This is a genomic window from Brevibacillus sp. SKDU10 (assembly GCF_001645205.1).
Lineage (GTDB): Bacteria > Bacillota > Bacilli > Brevibacillales > Brevibacillaceae > Brevibacillus_B > Brevibacillus_B halotolerans.
The window spans coordinates 19594-36249 of the sequence record NZ_LSSO01000152.1 but is presented as its reverse complement, the minus strand read 5'-3'; the positions used below and the strand labels follow the sequence as shown (position 1 = coordinate 36249).

At 42.7% G+C, this 16656-nt stretch carries 14 protein-coding genes; 2 read left to right on the top strand and 12 right to left on the bottom strand.

What is annotated here, in order from left to right; translation table 11 throughout:
* The 4 genes from AYJ08_RS11945 to AYJ08_RS11930 all read right to left on the bottom strand — a co-directional run.
* The coding region (locus AYJ08_RS11945; protein WP_064017911.1) for a manganese-dependent inorganic pyrophosphatase at window positions 1-908 on the bottom strand (908 nt) is incomplete at its 3' end.
* A 122-nt stretch (window positions 909-1030) separates the two neighbouring features.
* Window positions 1031-2365, bottom strand: a complete 1335-nt coding sequence (locus tag AYJ08_RS11940; RefSeq protein WP_064017910.1) for a CapA family protein — start codon at window positions 2363-2365, stop codon at window positions 1031-1033.
* Window positions 2366-2367: 2 nt separating this feature from the next.
* Entirely contained in the window at window positions 2368-3669 is a 1302-nt protein-coding gene (locus AYJ08_RS11935; RefSeq protein WP_064017909.1) for an MFS transporter, read from the bottom strand.
* Between the two features lie 65 nt (window positions 3670-3734).
* Window positions 3735-4940 (bottom strand): M20 metallopeptidase family protein, encoded by a 1206-nt coding sequence (locus AYJ08_RS11930; protein WP_064017908.1) that lies wholly within the window; start codon window positions 4938-4940, stop codon window positions 3735-3737.
* A 187-nt stretch (window positions 4941-5127) separates the two neighbouring features.
* On the opposite strand from AYJ08_RS11930, the gene AYJ08_RS11925 reads away from it, so the two are divergent.
* Window positions 5128-5703: a hypothetical protein gene (locus AYJ08_RS11925; RefSeq protein WP_064017907.1), complete on the top strand. Its 576-nt coding sequence runs from the start codon at window positions 5128-5130 to the stop codon at window positions 5701-5703.
* A 95-nt stretch (window positions 5704-5798) separates the two neighbouring features.
* On the opposite strand, the gene qoxD is transcribed toward AYJ08_RS11925, so the two are convergent.
* The 5 genes from qoxD to AYJ08_RS11900 all read right to left on the bottom strand — a co-directional run bounded on the left by qoxD (window position 5799) and on the right by AYJ08_RS11900 (window position 10948).
* Window positions 5799-6083: a cytochrome aa3 quinol oxidase subunit IV gene (gene qoxD, locus AYJ08_RS11920; RefSeq protein WP_031412228.1), complete on the bottom strand. Its 285-nt coding sequence runs from the start codon at window positions 6081-6083 to the stop codon at window positions 5799-5801.
* Entirely contained in the window at window positions 6080-6682 is a 603-nt protein-coding gene (qoxC, locus tag AYJ08_RS11915) for a cytochrome aa3 quinol oxidase subunit III (protein WP_064017906.1), read from the bottom strand. Before qoxC ends, qoxD begins: the two co-directional genes overlap by 4 nt.
* Complete coding sequence (gene qoxB, locus AYJ08_RS11910) at window positions 6679-8628, bottom strand: cytochrome aa3 quinol oxidase subunit I (RefSeq protein WP_064017905.1); 1950 nt, start codon at window positions 8626-8628, stop codon at window positions 6679-6681. Before qoxB ends, qoxC begins: the two co-directional genes overlap by 4 nt.
* Before the next feature lie 50 nt (window positions 8629-8678).
* Complete coding sequence (gene qoxA, locus AYJ08_RS11905; protein WP_064017904.1) at window positions 8679-9545, bottom strand: cytochrome aa3 quinol oxidase subunit II; 867 nt, start codon at window positions 9543-9545, stop codon at window positions 8679-8681.
* A gap of 371 nt (window positions 9546-9916) precedes the next feature.
* Window positions 9917-10948 (bottom strand): aldo/keto reductase, encoded by a 1032-nt coding sequence (locus tag AYJ08_RS11900; RefSeq protein ID WP_064017903.1) that lies wholly within the window; start codon window positions 10946-10948, stop codon window positions 9917-9919.
* Window positions 10949-11124: 176 nt separating this feature from the next.
* Between AYJ08_RS11900 and pdxR the strand changes: the two genes are divergently transcribed.
* Window positions 11125-12567: a MocR-like pyridoxine biosynthesis transcription factor PdxR gene (gene pdxR, locus AYJ08_RS11895; protein WP_064017902.1), complete on the top strand. Its 1443-nt coding sequence runs from the start codon at window positions 11125-11127 to the stop codon at window positions 12565-12567.
* A gap of 130 nt (window positions 12568-12697) precedes the next feature.
* On the opposite strand, the gene AYJ08_RS11890 is transcribed toward pdxR, so the two are convergent.
* From AYJ08_RS11890 to AYJ08_RS11880, 3 genes are all read right to left on the bottom strand, one after another.
* Complete coding sequence (locus tag AYJ08_RS11890; RefSeq protein WP_064017901.1) at window positions 12698-13591, bottom strand: PhzF family phenazine biosynthesis isomerase; 894 nt, start codon at window positions 13589-13591, stop codon at window positions 12698-12700.
* 183 nt (window positions 13592-13774) lie between these two features.
* A complete protein-coding gene (locus AYJ08_RS11885; RefSeq protein ID WP_064017900.1) occupies window positions 13775-14719 on the bottom strand; it encodes a metallophosphoesterase in 945 nt (314 codons plus the stop codon).
* Window positions 14720-14828: 109 nt separating this feature from the next.
* Window positions 14829-16493, bottom strand: a complete 1665-nt coding sequence (locus AYJ08_RS11880) for a glycerol-3-phosphate dehydrogenase/oxidase (protein ID WP_064017899.1) — start codon at window positions 16491-16493, stop codon at window positions 14829-14831.
* Window positions 16494-16656 lie beyond the last annotated feature (163 nt).

Below are 16656 nucleotides of genomic sequence, written 5' to 3'. Positions count from 1 at the left end.
AATGCTGGTACGATTTGCTTCTTACGGCACACAACACCTTTTAGAAGCACTTTGTTATCTTCCAATGTCGCATTGAATGCCTGTTCGACAGCTTTTGCTGCACGACCTACCGCAAGACCAACGGAATCATTATTTAGAATGTCTGTAACGACAAATAGGAACATATCTAAGCCTTTTTTCTCAATGATAGAAGTTAGATGCGCTTCAATTTCAGCCTGGTTAGCTAATACATCGTTCACATCAACTGCGTTTACCTGAGCGATTTCCACTTTGGAATTACCCATAGCAAACTCTTTTGAATCGAGAGAAATTAATTCGCTAATGGTTTTGTCGCTAAGGTCTGCACCTGCTTTTAACATTTCCAAGCCATAGCTTTGCAAATCAACGCCAGCAATCTCAGCTAGTTCATGTGCAGCTTTCACATCTTGTTCTGTGCAAGTTGGGGATTTAAGCAATAGAGTGTCAGAAATGATTGCGGAAAGCATAAGACCAGCAATCGTTTTCGTTACCTCTACACCGTTTTCTTTATACATTTTATTTAAAATAGTAGTCGTGCATCCAACCGGCTCAGCACGGAAATACAATGGGTGGTTTGTCTCAAAGTTAGCGATACGGTGATGATCAATAACCTCAACCACGCGAACCTGATCGATGTCGTTGGCACTTTGTTGACGCTCATTGTGGTCTACTAGGATTACATCTTGAGCTTCTGTCGCTACTGTTTCTACTAAGCGAGGAGCCTCCACATTAAAGTATTTGAGCACAAATTCTGTTTCTCCGTTCATGTTTCCTAAACGAACAGGCTCCACGTTTGCTCCTAATTTTGTTTTTAAATCTGCATAAATCAAAGCTGAACAAATCGTATCTGTGTCTGGGTTTTTATGTCCAAAAATTAGTGTTTTTTCCATAATCGTTCTCCTTATTCGGTGTTTTAGATAAAATTATCATAGCATAGGAGTTATGATCCTCTCCCTTTTCATTATAAATATAAAATACATGTTTTTGAATCCTTCTGTAAAACTTTACACTTTTATTCCAATTTTTTTGGTGTGATATGTACGACTCCAATCCCATCCAAAATCTGAATCTCTGTTCCATACGGCTTTGATAGCTCTGCTACTCGTTTTACAATAGCTTCATTCCTGCTTAGCTTGGGAAACCCATTCTGATGGCGTTTTTTGCCACATCCAAGTTCAATGGGGTGCAAGATAATTTCTTTTATTTGTCCGTTCTCCATGCTCCATGAGGCGATGACAGACTCCATAACCTCAGGAATCGTCAGCAAGCCTTTTGTCCCTTGCTCGGTTTTCGAATCCATGGCCTGCATAATGGTCATATCATGCGGGAGTGAGTTAGCATCATAAAATTCCTGTGGTAAAACCTCCAGCGTTTCATCCTGAAAAATAAAATTGCTTAGGCTATAAAAAATCGGTCGATTTTGGTAAATCTCGATACCTCGTAGCGTATGCGGACCATGCCCGACTACCGCGTGGGCCCCTGCATCAATGAACCTGCGACAAGCGATCTCTACAAAATCAGCCGAAAGCTGCTTATTTGTCCCTTTCATTTCATGAGCGTGAAAGCTTACGATAACATAATCCGATTGACGTGTGGCATCATCAATGCTAGCCTCCAGGCGTTTCATATCCTGCTCATGCGGCATTGTGAGCAATTTCTCTTTTTCTCCCGCATAAAAAATAGCCGGATATCCATACATATCATAGCCAAATGGCAAAACTCCCTTTGGCAAGGGGGACAGAAATGCCTCTTCCACTAGCATTTCGTATAAAGCATTTACCTCAGTCTGACTTGCGATTCGTTTCAATACCTCAAAATCAGCTTGCGAAACTAAATGTTTTTTCACATGCCTTAGTCCATTTACTCCAGGACGACCTTTCCCGTCACGGCGCTGTTCGGAAGCAAGATGGGTTTGATGAAAGGAGGAGGTCACAGAGATGAGCGCTGCTCGACCAGCAGGGGTATCCAAATAAGCAGGTCGACCAGCTTCAAACAGATTTGCCCCCATTCCTGCATGCAATATTCCTGCTTCTCGCAAATATTTGTTGGTAAGTAGCAGGCCGTCGTGACTAAAATCCATGGAGTGATTGTTGGCCGTTCCCACTAAATTAAAGCCGTATGCGACTAGGTCCTTTAATCGATCAGGAGTTGTTTGCACATGAGTACCGCCAGAAATCGCATTAGGGGTGCCTTCATTGTAAGAAACGTGCATCTCTAAGTTAGTCAGGCGCACATCTGCCTGGCCAATCAGCTTTGCAATCTCCTGAAAGCTATGCTCCTGATAGCTCGGCACCCGTCTTGTTTGAAGATAATCCCCTGTAGCTACGAAGGTCATGATAGAATTCATGATTACTTTCCCTCCCCATTAGCGCTATGAGATAATTTGACCTGCTCCTTACGTTTTACAAATAAAAGGAACAGACAACCACTAGTAGCATATATAAAAGCATTCAGAAGTAGGACCTGATGAAATCCATTCGTTAGATTAGCTCCAGCAGCTTCAACGATGGCTCCTGTCACAAGCGGAGAAATCATTCCTGCCAACGTTACTAGTCCAGACATGACTCCCATGATTAAACCTGTCCGCTCGGGTAACAGCGTACTTCCAATCACAGAAGCAAGACTGCCTGCTGTTGTCGTTAATCCTATTCCAAGACAAAAAAGTGCAATAAGAATTGTCGGAGATTGAAACAACGGAACTAAGCTAAATAAAATACCTCCTGTCAGAACAGAAATGCCTCCGACTGTCACATAGGAACGGCGTATTAGCTTCGTTCTTTGAAACAAACGGTCTGCCAGCATACAAGCCAGCAGCGTGATTAGTCCAGAGAGTAAACCAATCATGGCAATAGATGTGCTCATCTGAGTAGAGGTCAGCTTCATTACATTCACTAGATACGTTGGTAACCAAACCAAGACAAAGGTCACACCCCACATCTGTGCAAAGTAGAGCAGGAAGGAAAATAAGAAATCTTTTGATAATAGGGTGTGACGAACATCAGACCAATGCAATGAGGGGGCTTTCTTGACAGACTGGATTGTTGGAATTTGTACAGAATGGTTCTTTGAGGATACCGGATTTGTAGACACATCTATCTGACCTGGATGCTCCTTTCCGCCTGCCATCCAGAAAATGACCCAGACGAAGCTTACAGCTCCCAGTGCAGCCCAAGCCCATCTCCACCCCCAGTGTTCAATAGACAATACCAAAGCAGGAGTAAACAAACTAGAACCAATGGACGCCCCCAGAGTTAACAAGGCAAAAATAAAGCCACGCCGCTCTGCTGGAAACCACTTGCTAATATGGCTAACAATAACGGGCCATGTAGGTCCTTCTCCGATTCCTAACAAAACCCTCGCCATTATTAAGATAGGTAAGCTTGTAATGACAAGTGAGCCAGCCTGTATAACCGTCCAGCAAATCGCCAGGATCATCAGCATTTTTTTCGTGCCGATCCTGTCAGATATCCCCGCCCCAATGACACCAGCAATAGCAAAAAACCAGAAAAAACTGCTGCCTACCAATCCCCATTCTGTTGGGCTAAGCGTCATCTCCTGAATAATTTGGGTAGCGGAATATCCAGCAATCGATTTATCCAGATAGTTAATCATGTATAAAACAAATAGAAACACTACCGTTACCCATGCCATCAAAAGACTCCTCCTACACTTTTTCTCTGGTCCCTTCGTGCTTTTCGGGTTGTTGTGACTATTCCTTAGGTTTCATCAGAAATAACGAAATGCTCAGCAAGTAAGCCCAAAAATAGCTTGCCGATCTGTAGCATCGAGCGTTCATCCACATCAAACATCGGATGATGGTGCGGATATGTAGCATTTATTTCACTATTTCCGCCTCCTACACCGATAAAATTTCCTGGTTTTTTTTGTAAATAATAAGCAAAGTCCTCCCCGCCCATCTGTGGTGGAACACGGATAACTCGCTCATTCCCGACTAGCTGCTTCGCGATCGCCTCCACTCTCTTGGTCTCTGCTGGATCATTCCAGACAGACGGATAGCCTCTGCGGTACGTAAATTGCGCAGTCGCGCCAGCGCCTTCAACCGTATGCTGGACGATCTTCTGCATAGCTTGTTCGATACCAGTGCGGGTTTCCTCACTAAATGTTCGCACTGTTCCCAGAATCTGTGCAGTGTCTGGAATTACATTGTAAGTAGCGCCGCTTTGAAAGGAGCCTATCGTTAATACGGCCGGTTGCAGAGGATCTACACGTCTGCTTACCACCTGCTGCAAATTCAAGATAAGCTGGCTGCCAATCACTATGGGGTCAATAGACTCATGAGGACTTGCACCGTGTCCACCTTTGCCCCGAATTTCAATTTGAAATTCATCGCCCGCGGCCAGCATATATCCTTCCTGTACGCCAATCACTCCCAGTGGTAGCCCTGAGAATACATGGGCCCCATAAATAACATCCACTCCATTCAGGCAGCCATCCTCTATCATCGAGATCGCTCCACCTGGGACTAATTCCTCTGCATGCTGAAAGATCAGAACCACCGTTCCACTAAATTCTTGCTCATACTCTTTTATTATCTTAGCTGTTCCCAACAAAGCCGCTGTATGGATATCATGACCACATGCATGCATGACTCCAGGAACCCTTGATCTATATTCCACCTGCTTCTCATCCTGAATCGGGAGCCCATCAAAATCGGCTCGAAACGCCACCGTTTTGCCTTGCTCTTCTGGGCTCTTCTGTTTTTTCCCATAAATCTTAGCAACAATTCCTCGGCCACCAACCCCTTCTTGTACTTCAATACCAAGCTTTCTCAAATAAGCTGCAATTTTTCTCGGTGTCTCCACCTCTTGAAAAGACAGCTCCGGATACATATGAAAATCCCGGCGTAAGTCGACCATTTCTGAATACAGTTCTTCTAATTGGGTGCATGCCTGATGTAGCATCGGCTCTCCTCCTTTTTATAAAAATTCTACTATATTTTATCAGAATTATCAGTTATTACCTATTGTACTTTCTGTATGAACGCATCGCAAGGAAAGAAGTAGCAATATAGTACGCGATACTTATTGTTTATTCCCAATAGGTACGATAGTCTTGAAATGACAAATCATAACCCTAGGAGGTACATCTATGAAAAAAATTGTAGTTGCATTATTTGCCCTTATGCTTCTGTTAACTGCTTGTGACCCCCTCCGTTCTACCGAAAATGAGCCTATTTCACAACAGGACATGATTTCTCTTTTACAGCCTAAACTAGAAAAAGCATCTATCTATGAAAAATTTACTCGCGTTTATGCCAAAGAAGCAGTAGGGGGCGAAAAAATTGCAACCATTACAAAAGATGGTGTAGAAACAGAAAATACCGCCGCGGCTAAGGATATGATTGTGAAAAACCAAACCGAAGCTAAAGAGATGTACATCTTAAAACCGGACAAGTTCGCGAAAAGATATAAACAAATCGGGGAAGCAAAAGATGGATTTAAAGAGTATCAAGCAATCGGAGAAATTAAAGCGATTGAAGTAACCTCGGACCTGCTAAAAGAAGCCAACATCCCGAACAAAGAATTTTATTTTCTTGCAGCTTGGAAAGAGAAAATGATCGTTAAGGAAGGCGACTATCTCGTATCGCCATTAGACTATTCAGAAGTATACCGCATCGCCAAAAAAGAGTTTTTCGAGACCTATCGATTGAAGGAAAAGCAGTAAGGCAATACAGATCAGCCAACCTCGTGTTCAAAGAGAAAAAAGGAGCCCGATCCAGCAAGATTAGGCTCCTTTTTTATTTTTTGATTATGAACAGATCACTGGTACCCCCAGATCATGCATAGCAGAGTTCCAAAGACTGTAACAAGCGCTATAAATAATGCGTAATAGAGATTGGTATAGATGGATATTTTGTCTCCTGTCTCACCTGTGTGCATAAAGACAACGAGCTGAACGGCAGCTTGAATGAACGCTGTTACAAGCAGAATTGTCATCCCAACTGCAAATGACATGCTAAAGAAATAAACTGTCAGGGCCAATGCAGTAAGAATCAGCGAGAAACCAAAGCCGATTACCTGTTTGCGAGGGAATAATTCTCTCATGTTACCATCATTCCTTTCAGATAGACGAAGCTAAAAATAAAGATCCACACAACGTCTAAGAAATGCCAGTACAGTGAGAAAATGAATGATTTATTCGCTGTTTGAGGAGTCAATCCTCGCTTCCTAACCTGCATGATGATAGATAATCCCCAAATTAATCCAAAGGAAACGTGAGCTCCATGGGTTCCCAATGTTGTTAATAGAATCGCTGTAAATGCGCTGGTTTGCAAGCCTGCTCCAATGTGATCGTAATGAAGAAACTCATAGATTTCGACACCTAAAAATCCAAGCCCAAGCAGCAATGTGATCGCAAAGAATGTAAGCATTGCTTTTTTGTTGCCGATACGCATGGCATGAATGCCAATTCCAATGATAAAGCTACTTGTTAAAAGCAGAATCGTTTCAACCAGCACAGGAGTAATTTCGAAAATTTCGGCTCCAGCAGGGCCGCTGCCAGTACGATCGACTAGGGTGAAATAAGAAGCAAACAGCGTTCCAAACAGTACAATCTCAGCCCCCAGGAAAATCCAGAATCCTAGAATGTTCAAGGAATTTTGTTCTGTACTGTATTCAAGCGGCAGAGAGTGATCTATTTTCATTTCATTGCACCTCGCAATCTATTTTCGGTCTCTTCTATTTCTTCAACCGAGATGTAATAACCGTCGTCCTGCTCAAATGATCGGTGAGTCAGGCAAATAAAAATTCCAATCGTTGCAAGGATTACAACATTCCACATAGCAAATACAAAGGCAAAGCCCCATACAAAAAAGATACAGCTCAAAATAAACGGGGCACCGCTGTTTTTTGGCATATGAATCTTTTTATAGGTACCCTGAAACAGACGATGGCCTTTTTTCTTAGCATCCCAGAATGCTTCTATTGACTGAGTTTGCGGTGTAATAGCAAAGTTATACGCTGGTACGGGATTATGAGTTGCCCATTCAAGAGAACGTGCATCCCATGGGTCGGCCTCTATATTTCTTGGAGCAAAGCGAATACTCCAGTACATGTTATAAACAAGTAGCACAAAGCCTACTAGCAGGCCAAGGGCTCCAATGAACGAAATAAAGTTCAAGGGCCCAAAGCCTGTTGATTCAGAATAGGTGTACATACGTCGAGCCTGTCCATCTAAACCAGAGAGAAACATCGGGAAAAATGCCACGTTAAAGCTAATGGCAATAACCCAGAACGCCCACTTGCCAATTCTTTCATGCAGCATAAAACCAAACATTTTTGGCCACCAGTAAGTAAGGCCAGCAATCATGGCAAATACAACACCAGGTATGATGACATAATGGAAGTGAGCTACTAAAAACATCGTATTATGATATTGGTAGTCGGCTGCTGACATTCCAAGCATAACCCCAGTTACCCCGCCAATTAAGAAAATTGGAATAAAGCCTAAAGAATAAAGCATCGGAACAGTGAAAACAATTTTGCCTCTCCAAAGAGTGAACAGCCAGTTAAATATTTTAATCCCCGTAGGAACAGCTATGGCCATTGTTGTAATGGAGAAGATACTGTTTGTTAACGCTCCCTGTCCCATTGTGAAGAAATGGTGTGTCCAAACTAAAAAGGAGAGCAGAGAAATGATCACCATAGAAGCAACCATTGATTTATAACCATACAGATTGCGGCGTGCAAAGGTTGAAATAATCTCACTATATACACCGAACGCAGGAAGTACTAGGATATAAACCTCAGGATGTCCCCACACCCAAAATAAATTCGCCCAAAGCATATCCATACCGCCATTCGTCGATGCGAAGAAGTGTGTTCCGAATAGCCGATCCATTGTCATCATGATCAGTGCCACTGTTAATACAGGAAATGCAAAAACTACGATTACGTTCGTGACGAAAGCAGACCATGTAAACATAGGCATTTTCATCAGTGTTATACCAGGTGCTCTCATTTTAAGAATCGTAGCGATAAAGTTAATACCGGATATCAAGGTACCAAGTCCAGAGATTTGGAGAGCTAGCGCATAATAGTTGGTACCGACCGATGGACTAAATTCATTGCCTGCCAGCGGGAAATAAGCGGACCAGCCTGCATCCGGGGAACCTCCAATGACAAACGAAATGTTAAATAGCATCGCACCCATAAAAAACAACCAAAAGCTTAGTGCATTCAATCTTGGGAACGCTACATCACGAGCCCCGATTTGCAAGGGGACAACAAAATTCATTAATGCATAAATGAATGGCATTGCCATAAAGATGAGCATCACAGTCCCATGTGTTGTAAATATTTCATTATAGTGCTGAGCATCGAGCAAGGCATTCTCTGGTACGGCTGTCTGAGCACGCATCATGATCGCATCAGCACCACCTCTAAATAGCATCAACAAAGCTGATATGAGATACATAATCCCGATCCGTTTGTGGTCCACCGTCGTTAACCATTCACGCCAGAGATAGCCCCATTTTTTATAGTAGGTCAGTACTCCGATGATCCCGAGCATAGTCAGAATAATGGCAACCATCGATGCATAAATCGCAGGGCTGGGATGAGGAACGGCGAATTTCGTAAAGTAATCCATACTATTGTGGCTCCTTTTTGAACATAATTGTCTTGTGGAAAAACGTAGAACTACTCGTCCCGAGCTGTACCATGATGGTGGTGATGCCCGCCATTTGCACCTTCTGGAGCTGGTCTAAACTCTAAATGTGTTCCCGTATAGGTGGATTGTCCAACATGCCCCGGCTCTAGTAATGTATTGAATTTTTGTTCCGTCAGAGGTTCAGCCGTTTTTTTCACCTCTTCCACCCATTTCTCATATTTCGCTTCAGTTATTGCCTCGACATTGAATGTATTTTCAGCAAAGCCTTTTCCACTAAAATTTGCATTTCGTCCCATATAATCGCCTGGCACATCAGCGGCTAGATGTAAGGTCGTAACCATGTCTGCCATGGCATATTTTTGTCCTCCTAATTGCGGAACCCAAAAACTAGTAATCGCTCCATAGGAATAAAGCTTAAATTCAATAGGTCGGTTTATTGGGATACGCAGGTAATTGACCGTTTCAATATTTTCTTGTGGATAACTAAAATGCCACTTCCAATTGGAGCTTGAAGCATAAATAACTAACGGTTTTTTATCCTCATATCCCTGTGGTCTTGACTCCACAATATAATTGCTTTTCACAGAGATCACAGAAAGAATAATGACGATGAGTACTGGAATCCCCACACAAACCATTTCTACAACCAGATTCCCTTCTACATAGGGAGGCTCATATTCTTCTTTTTGTTTAGAGGCCCGATATTTTGTGACCATAAATACGAAAAGAGCAATAACTACAACAACAATAAACGACATCGTCCAAATAGAAATCATAATTACGTCGGCTTGTGTTTGGGCTTGAGGTCCCTTTGGGTCTAAAACCAGTAGTCTGTCACCACAGCCTGTAAGCAATGAAATCGCAGCGAAAATGAAAGTATAAAGAGCCCATTTCATTTTTTTATCGAATACCCCTTTCCTGTTGATTTTTAAAATTGATAACCACCGATCCACATTCCTATCCTAATGAACGAGCCTCAAAAAGTCGCCATCCAATCTGAAACCATTTCCCTCATCCATGTTCAACATTTTGCAACAATACCGACAAGAAACAGTCACAAAATTAACCTTTAACGCACTAAATGCTTACATACACAACACAATAACATCACAAAGAAGCCTCAAAGATAGACATAGAAAAGCTTTCGCCAATCTTTGAGACTTGTTTTTTTATAGCTATATGATCGTTTTGATAACTATAGTCCGACCACCGCCATGTAGCGCCGCAACGTGTGCCGGGAGTGGCACACGTTCAAAATGGAAGCATCCTACTGTTTAGGAGCCGGTTTACTACTAGAATCGGATAGAGGTTGACGTAAACGCTCGCCATATCCATTTACCCAGAGTAGCTCCAATTGCTCGTATTCTTCCTTGGAAAGAGGAGTAGTCTTTGAAGCTAGCGCAAACTCTCTTAGCTGCTCCTCACTCGTTATATTTGGTATAACAGAGAGAACAGAGGAGTGATAGAGCGAAAACTGGATTGCCAACTGTCCCAATGTACGCTTTTGACTATCAAATATCCCTTTAGCCTTTAATTCATTCACTACCTCATTGCCCGCTCTCATCCACTCCACAGGACGATGGGTTCTATGGTCTGATTTACTGAAATGCTGATTGGGATCATATGTGCCATCCAACAGTCCGGAAGCATGAGGGATGCGTATGATTAATGCCCGTGCCTCTTCTGCTGCTACCTGTAATAGATCCCTAGCCGGCTCCTGCTCAACTATATTGTTGATGACCTGCACCGCTTCATATCCTCTTTTCCATGCCTCCAAGGATTCATTTTTCCAGCCTAGATCGGGCCCCATCGCCGCTCCATAATGACGAATTTTCCCTTGAGCTTTTAATTGTTCCAGAGCTTCTATGATTTCATCGTTTTGGATTGCCTCCATCCGAGGATTATGAAGCTGGTAATAATCAATATAATCTGTATGAAGTCGTTTTAAGCTCTGTTCACAGGCTAGCATAATATGCTTTGTAGACCAGTTTTGGGGAAGCTCTGCGTGCCCTTTTCTCTCCCCCCTGTTTTGGTAGATATCATATCCAAATTTAGTAGCTATAAATATCCTGTCACGCACATTCCCTAATGTCTTTGCAATGATTTCCTCACCATAACCATCGCCATAGACATCCGCCGTATCAAAAAAGGTGATTCCATAATCTTGGTAGGCAGACTGGAGAAGTCTCTCTCCCACACCTCGATCGGTTACACCCCACCATTTGGTCGCTACCGTCCATACCCCAAAGCCAATCTCAGATACTAGAGAATCTGCACCCGGAAACTTGCGATATTTCATAATCTTCTCTCCTCTCAATATGCCTGATAATTGTAAGAATAGGTATAATATGTTTTAGTAACATGAAGAGCTATTTTTTCATTATAAAAATGTATGATCTGAAATGAACCGTCCAGTCCCATCCTATTATGACCATCCACCACGCCTAAATGACTTGAAAGGAAGTGAAATCTTGTATGGAATGGCAACCCAATCGTAAAAGTCGAATCCCAATATATAAGCAAATTTCACAATATCTTGAACAACGTATTACGAATGGAGAATATCCTTCAGGTACAATCCTTCCTTCCGAACGTTTACTTTCCAAGGAATTAGATGTAAATCGTTCGACAATTGTAGCTGCTTATGAAGAATTGCGTGCCTCCGGTATTGTGGAAAGCTTACGGGGGAAAGGGACGATTGTAAGCCGGGATATCTGGGGAGCATCTCGCAAGCGCATTCCAAACTGGGAGAAACTGATTGAAACAGGGTCATTTCTTCCAAACACAGCAATGATGCGTTCGATACGAAAAGAGACTTTTGGTGTTGATTTGATCGATCTGGCAAGCGGGGAGCTATCACCTAATTTATCTGCTTCCTCCTATTTTCAAAACATCATGGCCAATGAAACTTTCACTTATCACGTAGGTTATGACCATCCACAGGGTAACCTGAAGCTACGTGAAACCATCGCTTTACACTTAAAGAAATCGCGGAATATCTCTGCAACACCATCATCTATATTAATTACTTCCGGGGCCCAGCAAGCTCTATACCTGATTGTTCAGTGCTTATTGCAGCCAGGCGATGCAGTTGCAATTGAAGACCCTTCCTATTGCTATTCGTTGCCGTTATTTAAATCAGCAGGACTAAGAACCTTCCTCTTGCCTGTTGATGATAGCGGGATTAATCCAGATGATATTGTAGAGTTACATAAACAGCATCGTATAAAGATGGTCTTTCTTAACCCCAATTTTCAAAATCCGAATGGATCTTATTTAAGCTTAGAGCGTAGAAAGCAGGTTTTAGAAATCTCCTCTGACTTAGGCATACCTATCATTGAGGATGATCCATACAGTCTAACGGCTTTTGATAACACACAAGCTACAACACTAAAATCGCTAGATGAAAATGGTACGGTTCTCTATGTCAGTTCTCTAAGCAAAATTGTTGCATCCGGTCTGCGCATTGGCTGGATATTTGGCCCGCAAACCGTTATTGAACGTTTAGCAGACGCCAAACAGCAAATCGATTTTGGGCATAGCATTATACCGGAATGGATTGCAACCAAGTTTTTATCGTCTGAGGATTTCCCTGCTCATTTACGCAAGCTTCGGAACTCACTCGCGATTAACAAGGATAAAATGACGTTTTCCTTATATGATCAGCTTGAGGATCAGGTAGAGTTTCTGGCACCTGAGGGCGGGATTCATATTTGGTGCAGAATAAAGGAGAATGTTAACGAGCAACAATTAGTCAAGGAGGCTATCAGACAAGGGGTTGTGTATGTTCCCGGAAGTGTATTCGGTACACAAAAGGGCTATGTTCGCTTTACTTTTGGTCGCGTGATGGATGACCAGATTCATGAGGCTATCTCTCGTTTTTCAACGGCCTTGCGTAATGTTAAAAAAGGTACATAATAGATTAGTTAGCATCTTTTTACTTCCATACAGATTATTACTTTGTGTGTATTCACGCTGTCTTTGTATTCGTACATGCACACAAAAAACAGTCGGGGTAGAGAATTAATCCTCCCCCGACTGCTCTAGCTTAGATAGAGATTTCGAATGCTTTCACATAAACGGCCGTACCTGTAATCTCAACATCATACGTTTCATGATTTTTACTAATGGTTACCTCTACTCTACCGTCCTTTTGGATTTCCTGACCTTGTTCGATCACGATACGTAGTTTTGTATCAAAATCATCGCTTAGATATTGCGCATAATAGGATCCCATCACGCCTGAAGCCGTGCCTGTCACAGGGTCCTCTCTTGTGCCTGAAAACGGCGAGGAGAAATGGCGTCCATGCATTTGTGCTTGAGAATCGTACGTTTCCAGACAAAATGGATGAACAGATGCTTTTGGCATTTCCTGTAACACACTTGGAAAACGTGTATTGTCAGGCTTCATTTTTTGAAAGGCACTCAGCTTTTTTATAGGTACTAGCAGGGTCCAAATACCTGTACTGCCGTATGTAATGGGTAAATCAGATTCGATATCGTCGATTGTAAGACCGATTGAGTCTGCTAGCTCCTCCTGAGACCCTGTAAAATCCTCAAACTGCGGAGCTGCCTGCTTCATCGTAATATACCGTTTGCCATCTGTGCCCGTCTCTATTTTTATTGGTAATATACCTGCTTTTGTTTCGATGGTTAGATGATTTTTATCCCCTAATTGCCCTGTAGACTTTAGCGCATAAATCGTAGCAATGGTTGCGTGACCGCAGAGATTATTTTCATGTCCTGGTGTAAAATAACGAATTCTAAGGTCAGCTACCTCTGAAGCAAGTACAAAAGCCGTTTCATTAAACCCTACCTTTTGTGCTACCTCTTGCATTTCTTTTTCCGTCAGTTCATTACCTGTAAAGACTACACCTGCCGGATTTCCTTTATCAGGTTGCGTGCTAAAGGCATCATAGTGATAAACCTGTATTGTCTTCATTGTAACAGCTCCTCAGGAATCAGTAAGAAAATATATATTCCTGATTCTAACACGGCTCTCTTTTTTATAATAGGATGAAAAATGAAAACCCTTGTGCTCGCATAAACCCCGATGGACAAGGGTTTTTGTTACATGCCATCAATAGCAACATAGGGCCTTCTCAGCGCCCAATAAAAATCTGTGCTATATTTCCAAGCTAAAAACAGCAATTTCTGGTCTACTTCCCATACGAATTGGTAATCTTGTCGTCCCAATCCCTCGATTCACGTACAATTGCATCGTGTGATTCCCTTGGCGAAGCTGGTATAGACCCTCTTTATATTTTCGGGCTAAAGAAGGAGTGATCACAGGCCCCAGCAGAGGAATCTGCACTTGTCCGCCATGGCTATGCCCTGATAATTGCAGATCAACAGGATAGCTAACGATCCGATCAGCAACATCAGGCTCATGAACGAGACAAATGACGAAGCTCTCTGCGTGAGGTAAAGTAAAGCTGGGCAATTGATTGGATAAAGTCTGTTCCTTCAGGTTAGTAAGCTCCTCTCCCTGCTCAAGCAGTCCTAATGTCTCCTTTATCTTTGGTTTGCCAAGTAAAAAGTCATCTAGGCCAACTATGGTAATCGCTTTTTTATTTGCTAACGCAATCGTTTTCACATCATTAACAAGTAAATCAAAGTTGGCTTGCTCCATCACTTGTCGGTAATATTTACTCCCGCCACCGCCACGATCATGGTTTCCATACACTGCGAATTTACCAAGAGGAGCATTCAATTTTGCTAGAATGGCTATCAATTCGTCCTTGCTTTCTGTAAAGCTCCTGACCCGATCCAGAAGATCACCTGTGAACACAATCAGATCAGGCTTCTGTTCATTAATGAGGGTAACAACCTCTTTTAATTGTGCTAGCGAAAAGTGGGGACCTACGTGTGTATCGCTAAATTGGACGATTGTAAGCCCCTGCTTCTTATCGAGCAATCTTGAAATTTCTACCTGATGACGAGTTATCACCACGGACTTGGGCTCCACGTATGCAGCGTATATCAAACCAACTACGCCTAAGATAATTAGTATAAGTAATATAGAGATGCTAGATTTGACGATGGTTAGCGAAAGGATTTCTCCAAGCATATTCCCACCCCTTTCTCTATTACTCTACCAATCTTATGTTACACAGAGATGACAAAAGAACAAATCGTTTGCTACCCAAGCTCTTTCTACTCAAAACGAAGCCCTGCTGTCATTCACTGAGTGGAATAACGGCGTCATGGATTACTTGCTCTAAACGTTTTTTGTGAGTAGCTGTTTCCTCTGTACTCCATCCTAGCTTTTTAGCCATATAAGCAATAACGGGCTCCTTCCAATCCCTAACCCCTTGTATATTAAAATAAAGATCTCCTGTACGACGAACGAAGAAGTCCTCTGGAGTCATTGCCATCTCTTCTTCTATCGCATACATAAGGGGGCCGAAAACCTGTGCAGGCAATCCCGCTTCCGCTCTTTCTGCCTCACATTCGCTTATTCGTGAGAAAATCTGAGATACATTTGAGCCATAGCGAGCAACTAACTGCTCTGCTTCCCACTCAGCTAGACCGATTGAGACGCCCTCTTTTATCTTATCCTTCTTGAATAACTCAAACTTGTCAGCTCCGCCTACGTCGCCGCCAGATAAACGAATTTTATCGGTTGTACAACGTGGATAATTGCCTTGCCCTTCTGTTTTGAATTGCTCCACTAGTAGATCAACAATTCTCTCAGCCATTTTGCGATACCCAGTCAGCTTCCCGCCTGCAATTGTTAATAGACCTGATTCAGACAGAAAAATCTCGTCCTTACGCGAAAGCTCAGACGGGGATTTGCCATCCTCGTGTATCAATGGACGTATGCCTGCCCAGCTGGATTCTACATCTGCTCCTGTTAGTTTAAGCGATGGGAACATAAAATTAGCCGCACGAAGAATGTAGTCACGATCCTCTACAGTCATTTTGGGGTTAGCAATGTCTCCCTGATAGTTCGTATCCGTTGTTCCTACGTAGGTCTTATTATCTCGGGGAATGGCAAACACCATGCGGCCATCAGGTGTGTCAAAATAAATCGCTTGGTTTAATGGAAATCTTTTTTTGTCTATTACAAGATGAACACCCTTTGTGATATGCAGTCTCTTCCCTTTTTTCGAGCCGTCAATTTCTCGAATGGTATCTACCCATGGACCCGCCGCATTAATGATTTTCTTAGCACGAATCGTAATTTTCTCACCGCTGATCTGGTCAATAGCCATCACTCCATATACCCTGCCATTCTCATACAACAAGTCCTCTGCTTTCATATAATTGATAGCTGTTGCTCCCCGTCGTACCGCTTCCTTCATTACTTCCATCGTAAGGCGAGCATCATCTGTCCGGTATTCTACGTAATAACCTCCACCTTTTAGCTTTTCCTTGGCTAGTAGCGGCTCTTTGGCCAGCGTCTGCTCTTTGTTGAGCATGATACGGCGCTCACTTTTCTTGACCCCTGCTAAAGCGTCATATACTCGTAGGCCGATTGATGTAGCAAATTTACCATACGTTCCCCCTTCTATCATGGGAAGCAGCATCCATTCTGGCGTAGTGACATGGGGAGCATTTTCGTACACGATTGCTCGTTCTCGTCCTACCTCGGCAACCAGCTTCAATTCCAGTTGTTTTAAATAACGCAAGCCTCCATGAACAAGCTTGGTCGAGCGGCTAGAGGTCCCAGCGGCAAAATCCTGCATTTCAATCAAAGCAGTATTGATTCCACGTACTTGTGCATCCAGCGCGATTCCTGCTCCAGTGATTCCGCCCCCGATCACCAGCAGATCATATTCCTGTTTTTCCATATCCCGCAATATTTGTCTCTTAGATAAGCTTGAAAATGGCTTTGTCATCTCATTCACTCTCCTGTCATAATAACGAACGTATTTTTTGTCAGGTGAATAAAAAAAGACCACAACAAGATCCTTCTTATTTAAAAGGACCTGCTGTGGTCTACTCCAATTCTCCGACCGATATTAACTTGTTCCATTTGATAATAAAAGTATAGCGTAGATT

Bases quoted from the DNA above. Each gene is read 5' to 3' on its own strand.
- AYJ08_RS11940 (WP_064017910.1), bottom strand. From the start codon at position 2,365: ATGAATTCTATCATGACCTTCGTAGCTACAGGGGATTATCTTCAAACA.
- AYJ08_RS11935 (WP_064017909.1), bottom strand. From the start codon at position 3,669: ATGGCATGGGTAACGGTAGTGTTTCTATTTGTTTTATACATGATTAAC.
- AYJ08_RS11930 (WP_064017908.1), bottom strand. From the start codon at position 4,940: ATGCTACATCAGGCATGCACCCAATTAGAAGAACTGTATTCAGAAATG.
- AYJ08_RS11925 (WP_064017907.1), top strand. From the start codon at position 5,128: ATGAAAAAAATTGTAGTTGCATTATTTGCCCTTATGCTTCTGTTAACT.
- qoxD (WP_031412228.1), bottom strand. From the start codon at position 6,083: ATGAGAGAATTATTCCCTCGCAAACAGGTAATCGGCTTTGGTTTCTCG.
- qoxC (WP_064017906.1), bottom strand. From the start codon at position 6,682: ATGAAAATAGATCACTCTCTGCCGCTTGAATACAGTACAGAACAAAAT.
- qoxB (WP_064017905.1), bottom strand. From the start codon at position 8,628: ATGGATTACTTTACGAAATTCGCCGTTCCTCATCCCAGCCCTGCGATT.
- qoxA (WP_064017904.1), bottom strand. From the start codon at position 9,545: ATGAAATGGGCTCTTTATACTTTCATTTTCGCTGCGATTTCATTGCTT.
- AYJ08_RS11900 (WP_064017903.1), bottom strand. From the start codon at position 10,948: ATGAAATATCGCAAGTTTCCGGGTGCAGATTCTCTAGTATCTGAGATT.
- pdxR (WP_064017902.1), top strand. From the start codon at position 11,125: ATGGAATGGCAACCCAATCGTAAAAGTCGAATCCCAATATATAAGCAA.
- AYJ08_RS11890 (WP_064017901.1), bottom strand. From the start codon at position 13,591: ATGAAGACAATACAGGTTTATCACTATGATGCCTTTAGCACGCAACCT.
- AYJ08_RS11885 (WP_064017900.1), bottom strand. From the start codon at position 14,719: ATGCTTGGAGAAATCCTTTCGCTAACCATCGTCAAATCTAGCATCTCT.
- AYJ08_RS11880 (WP_064017899.1), bottom strand. From the start codon at position 16,493: ATGACAAAGCCATTTTCAAGCTTATCTAAGAGACAAATATTGCGGGAT.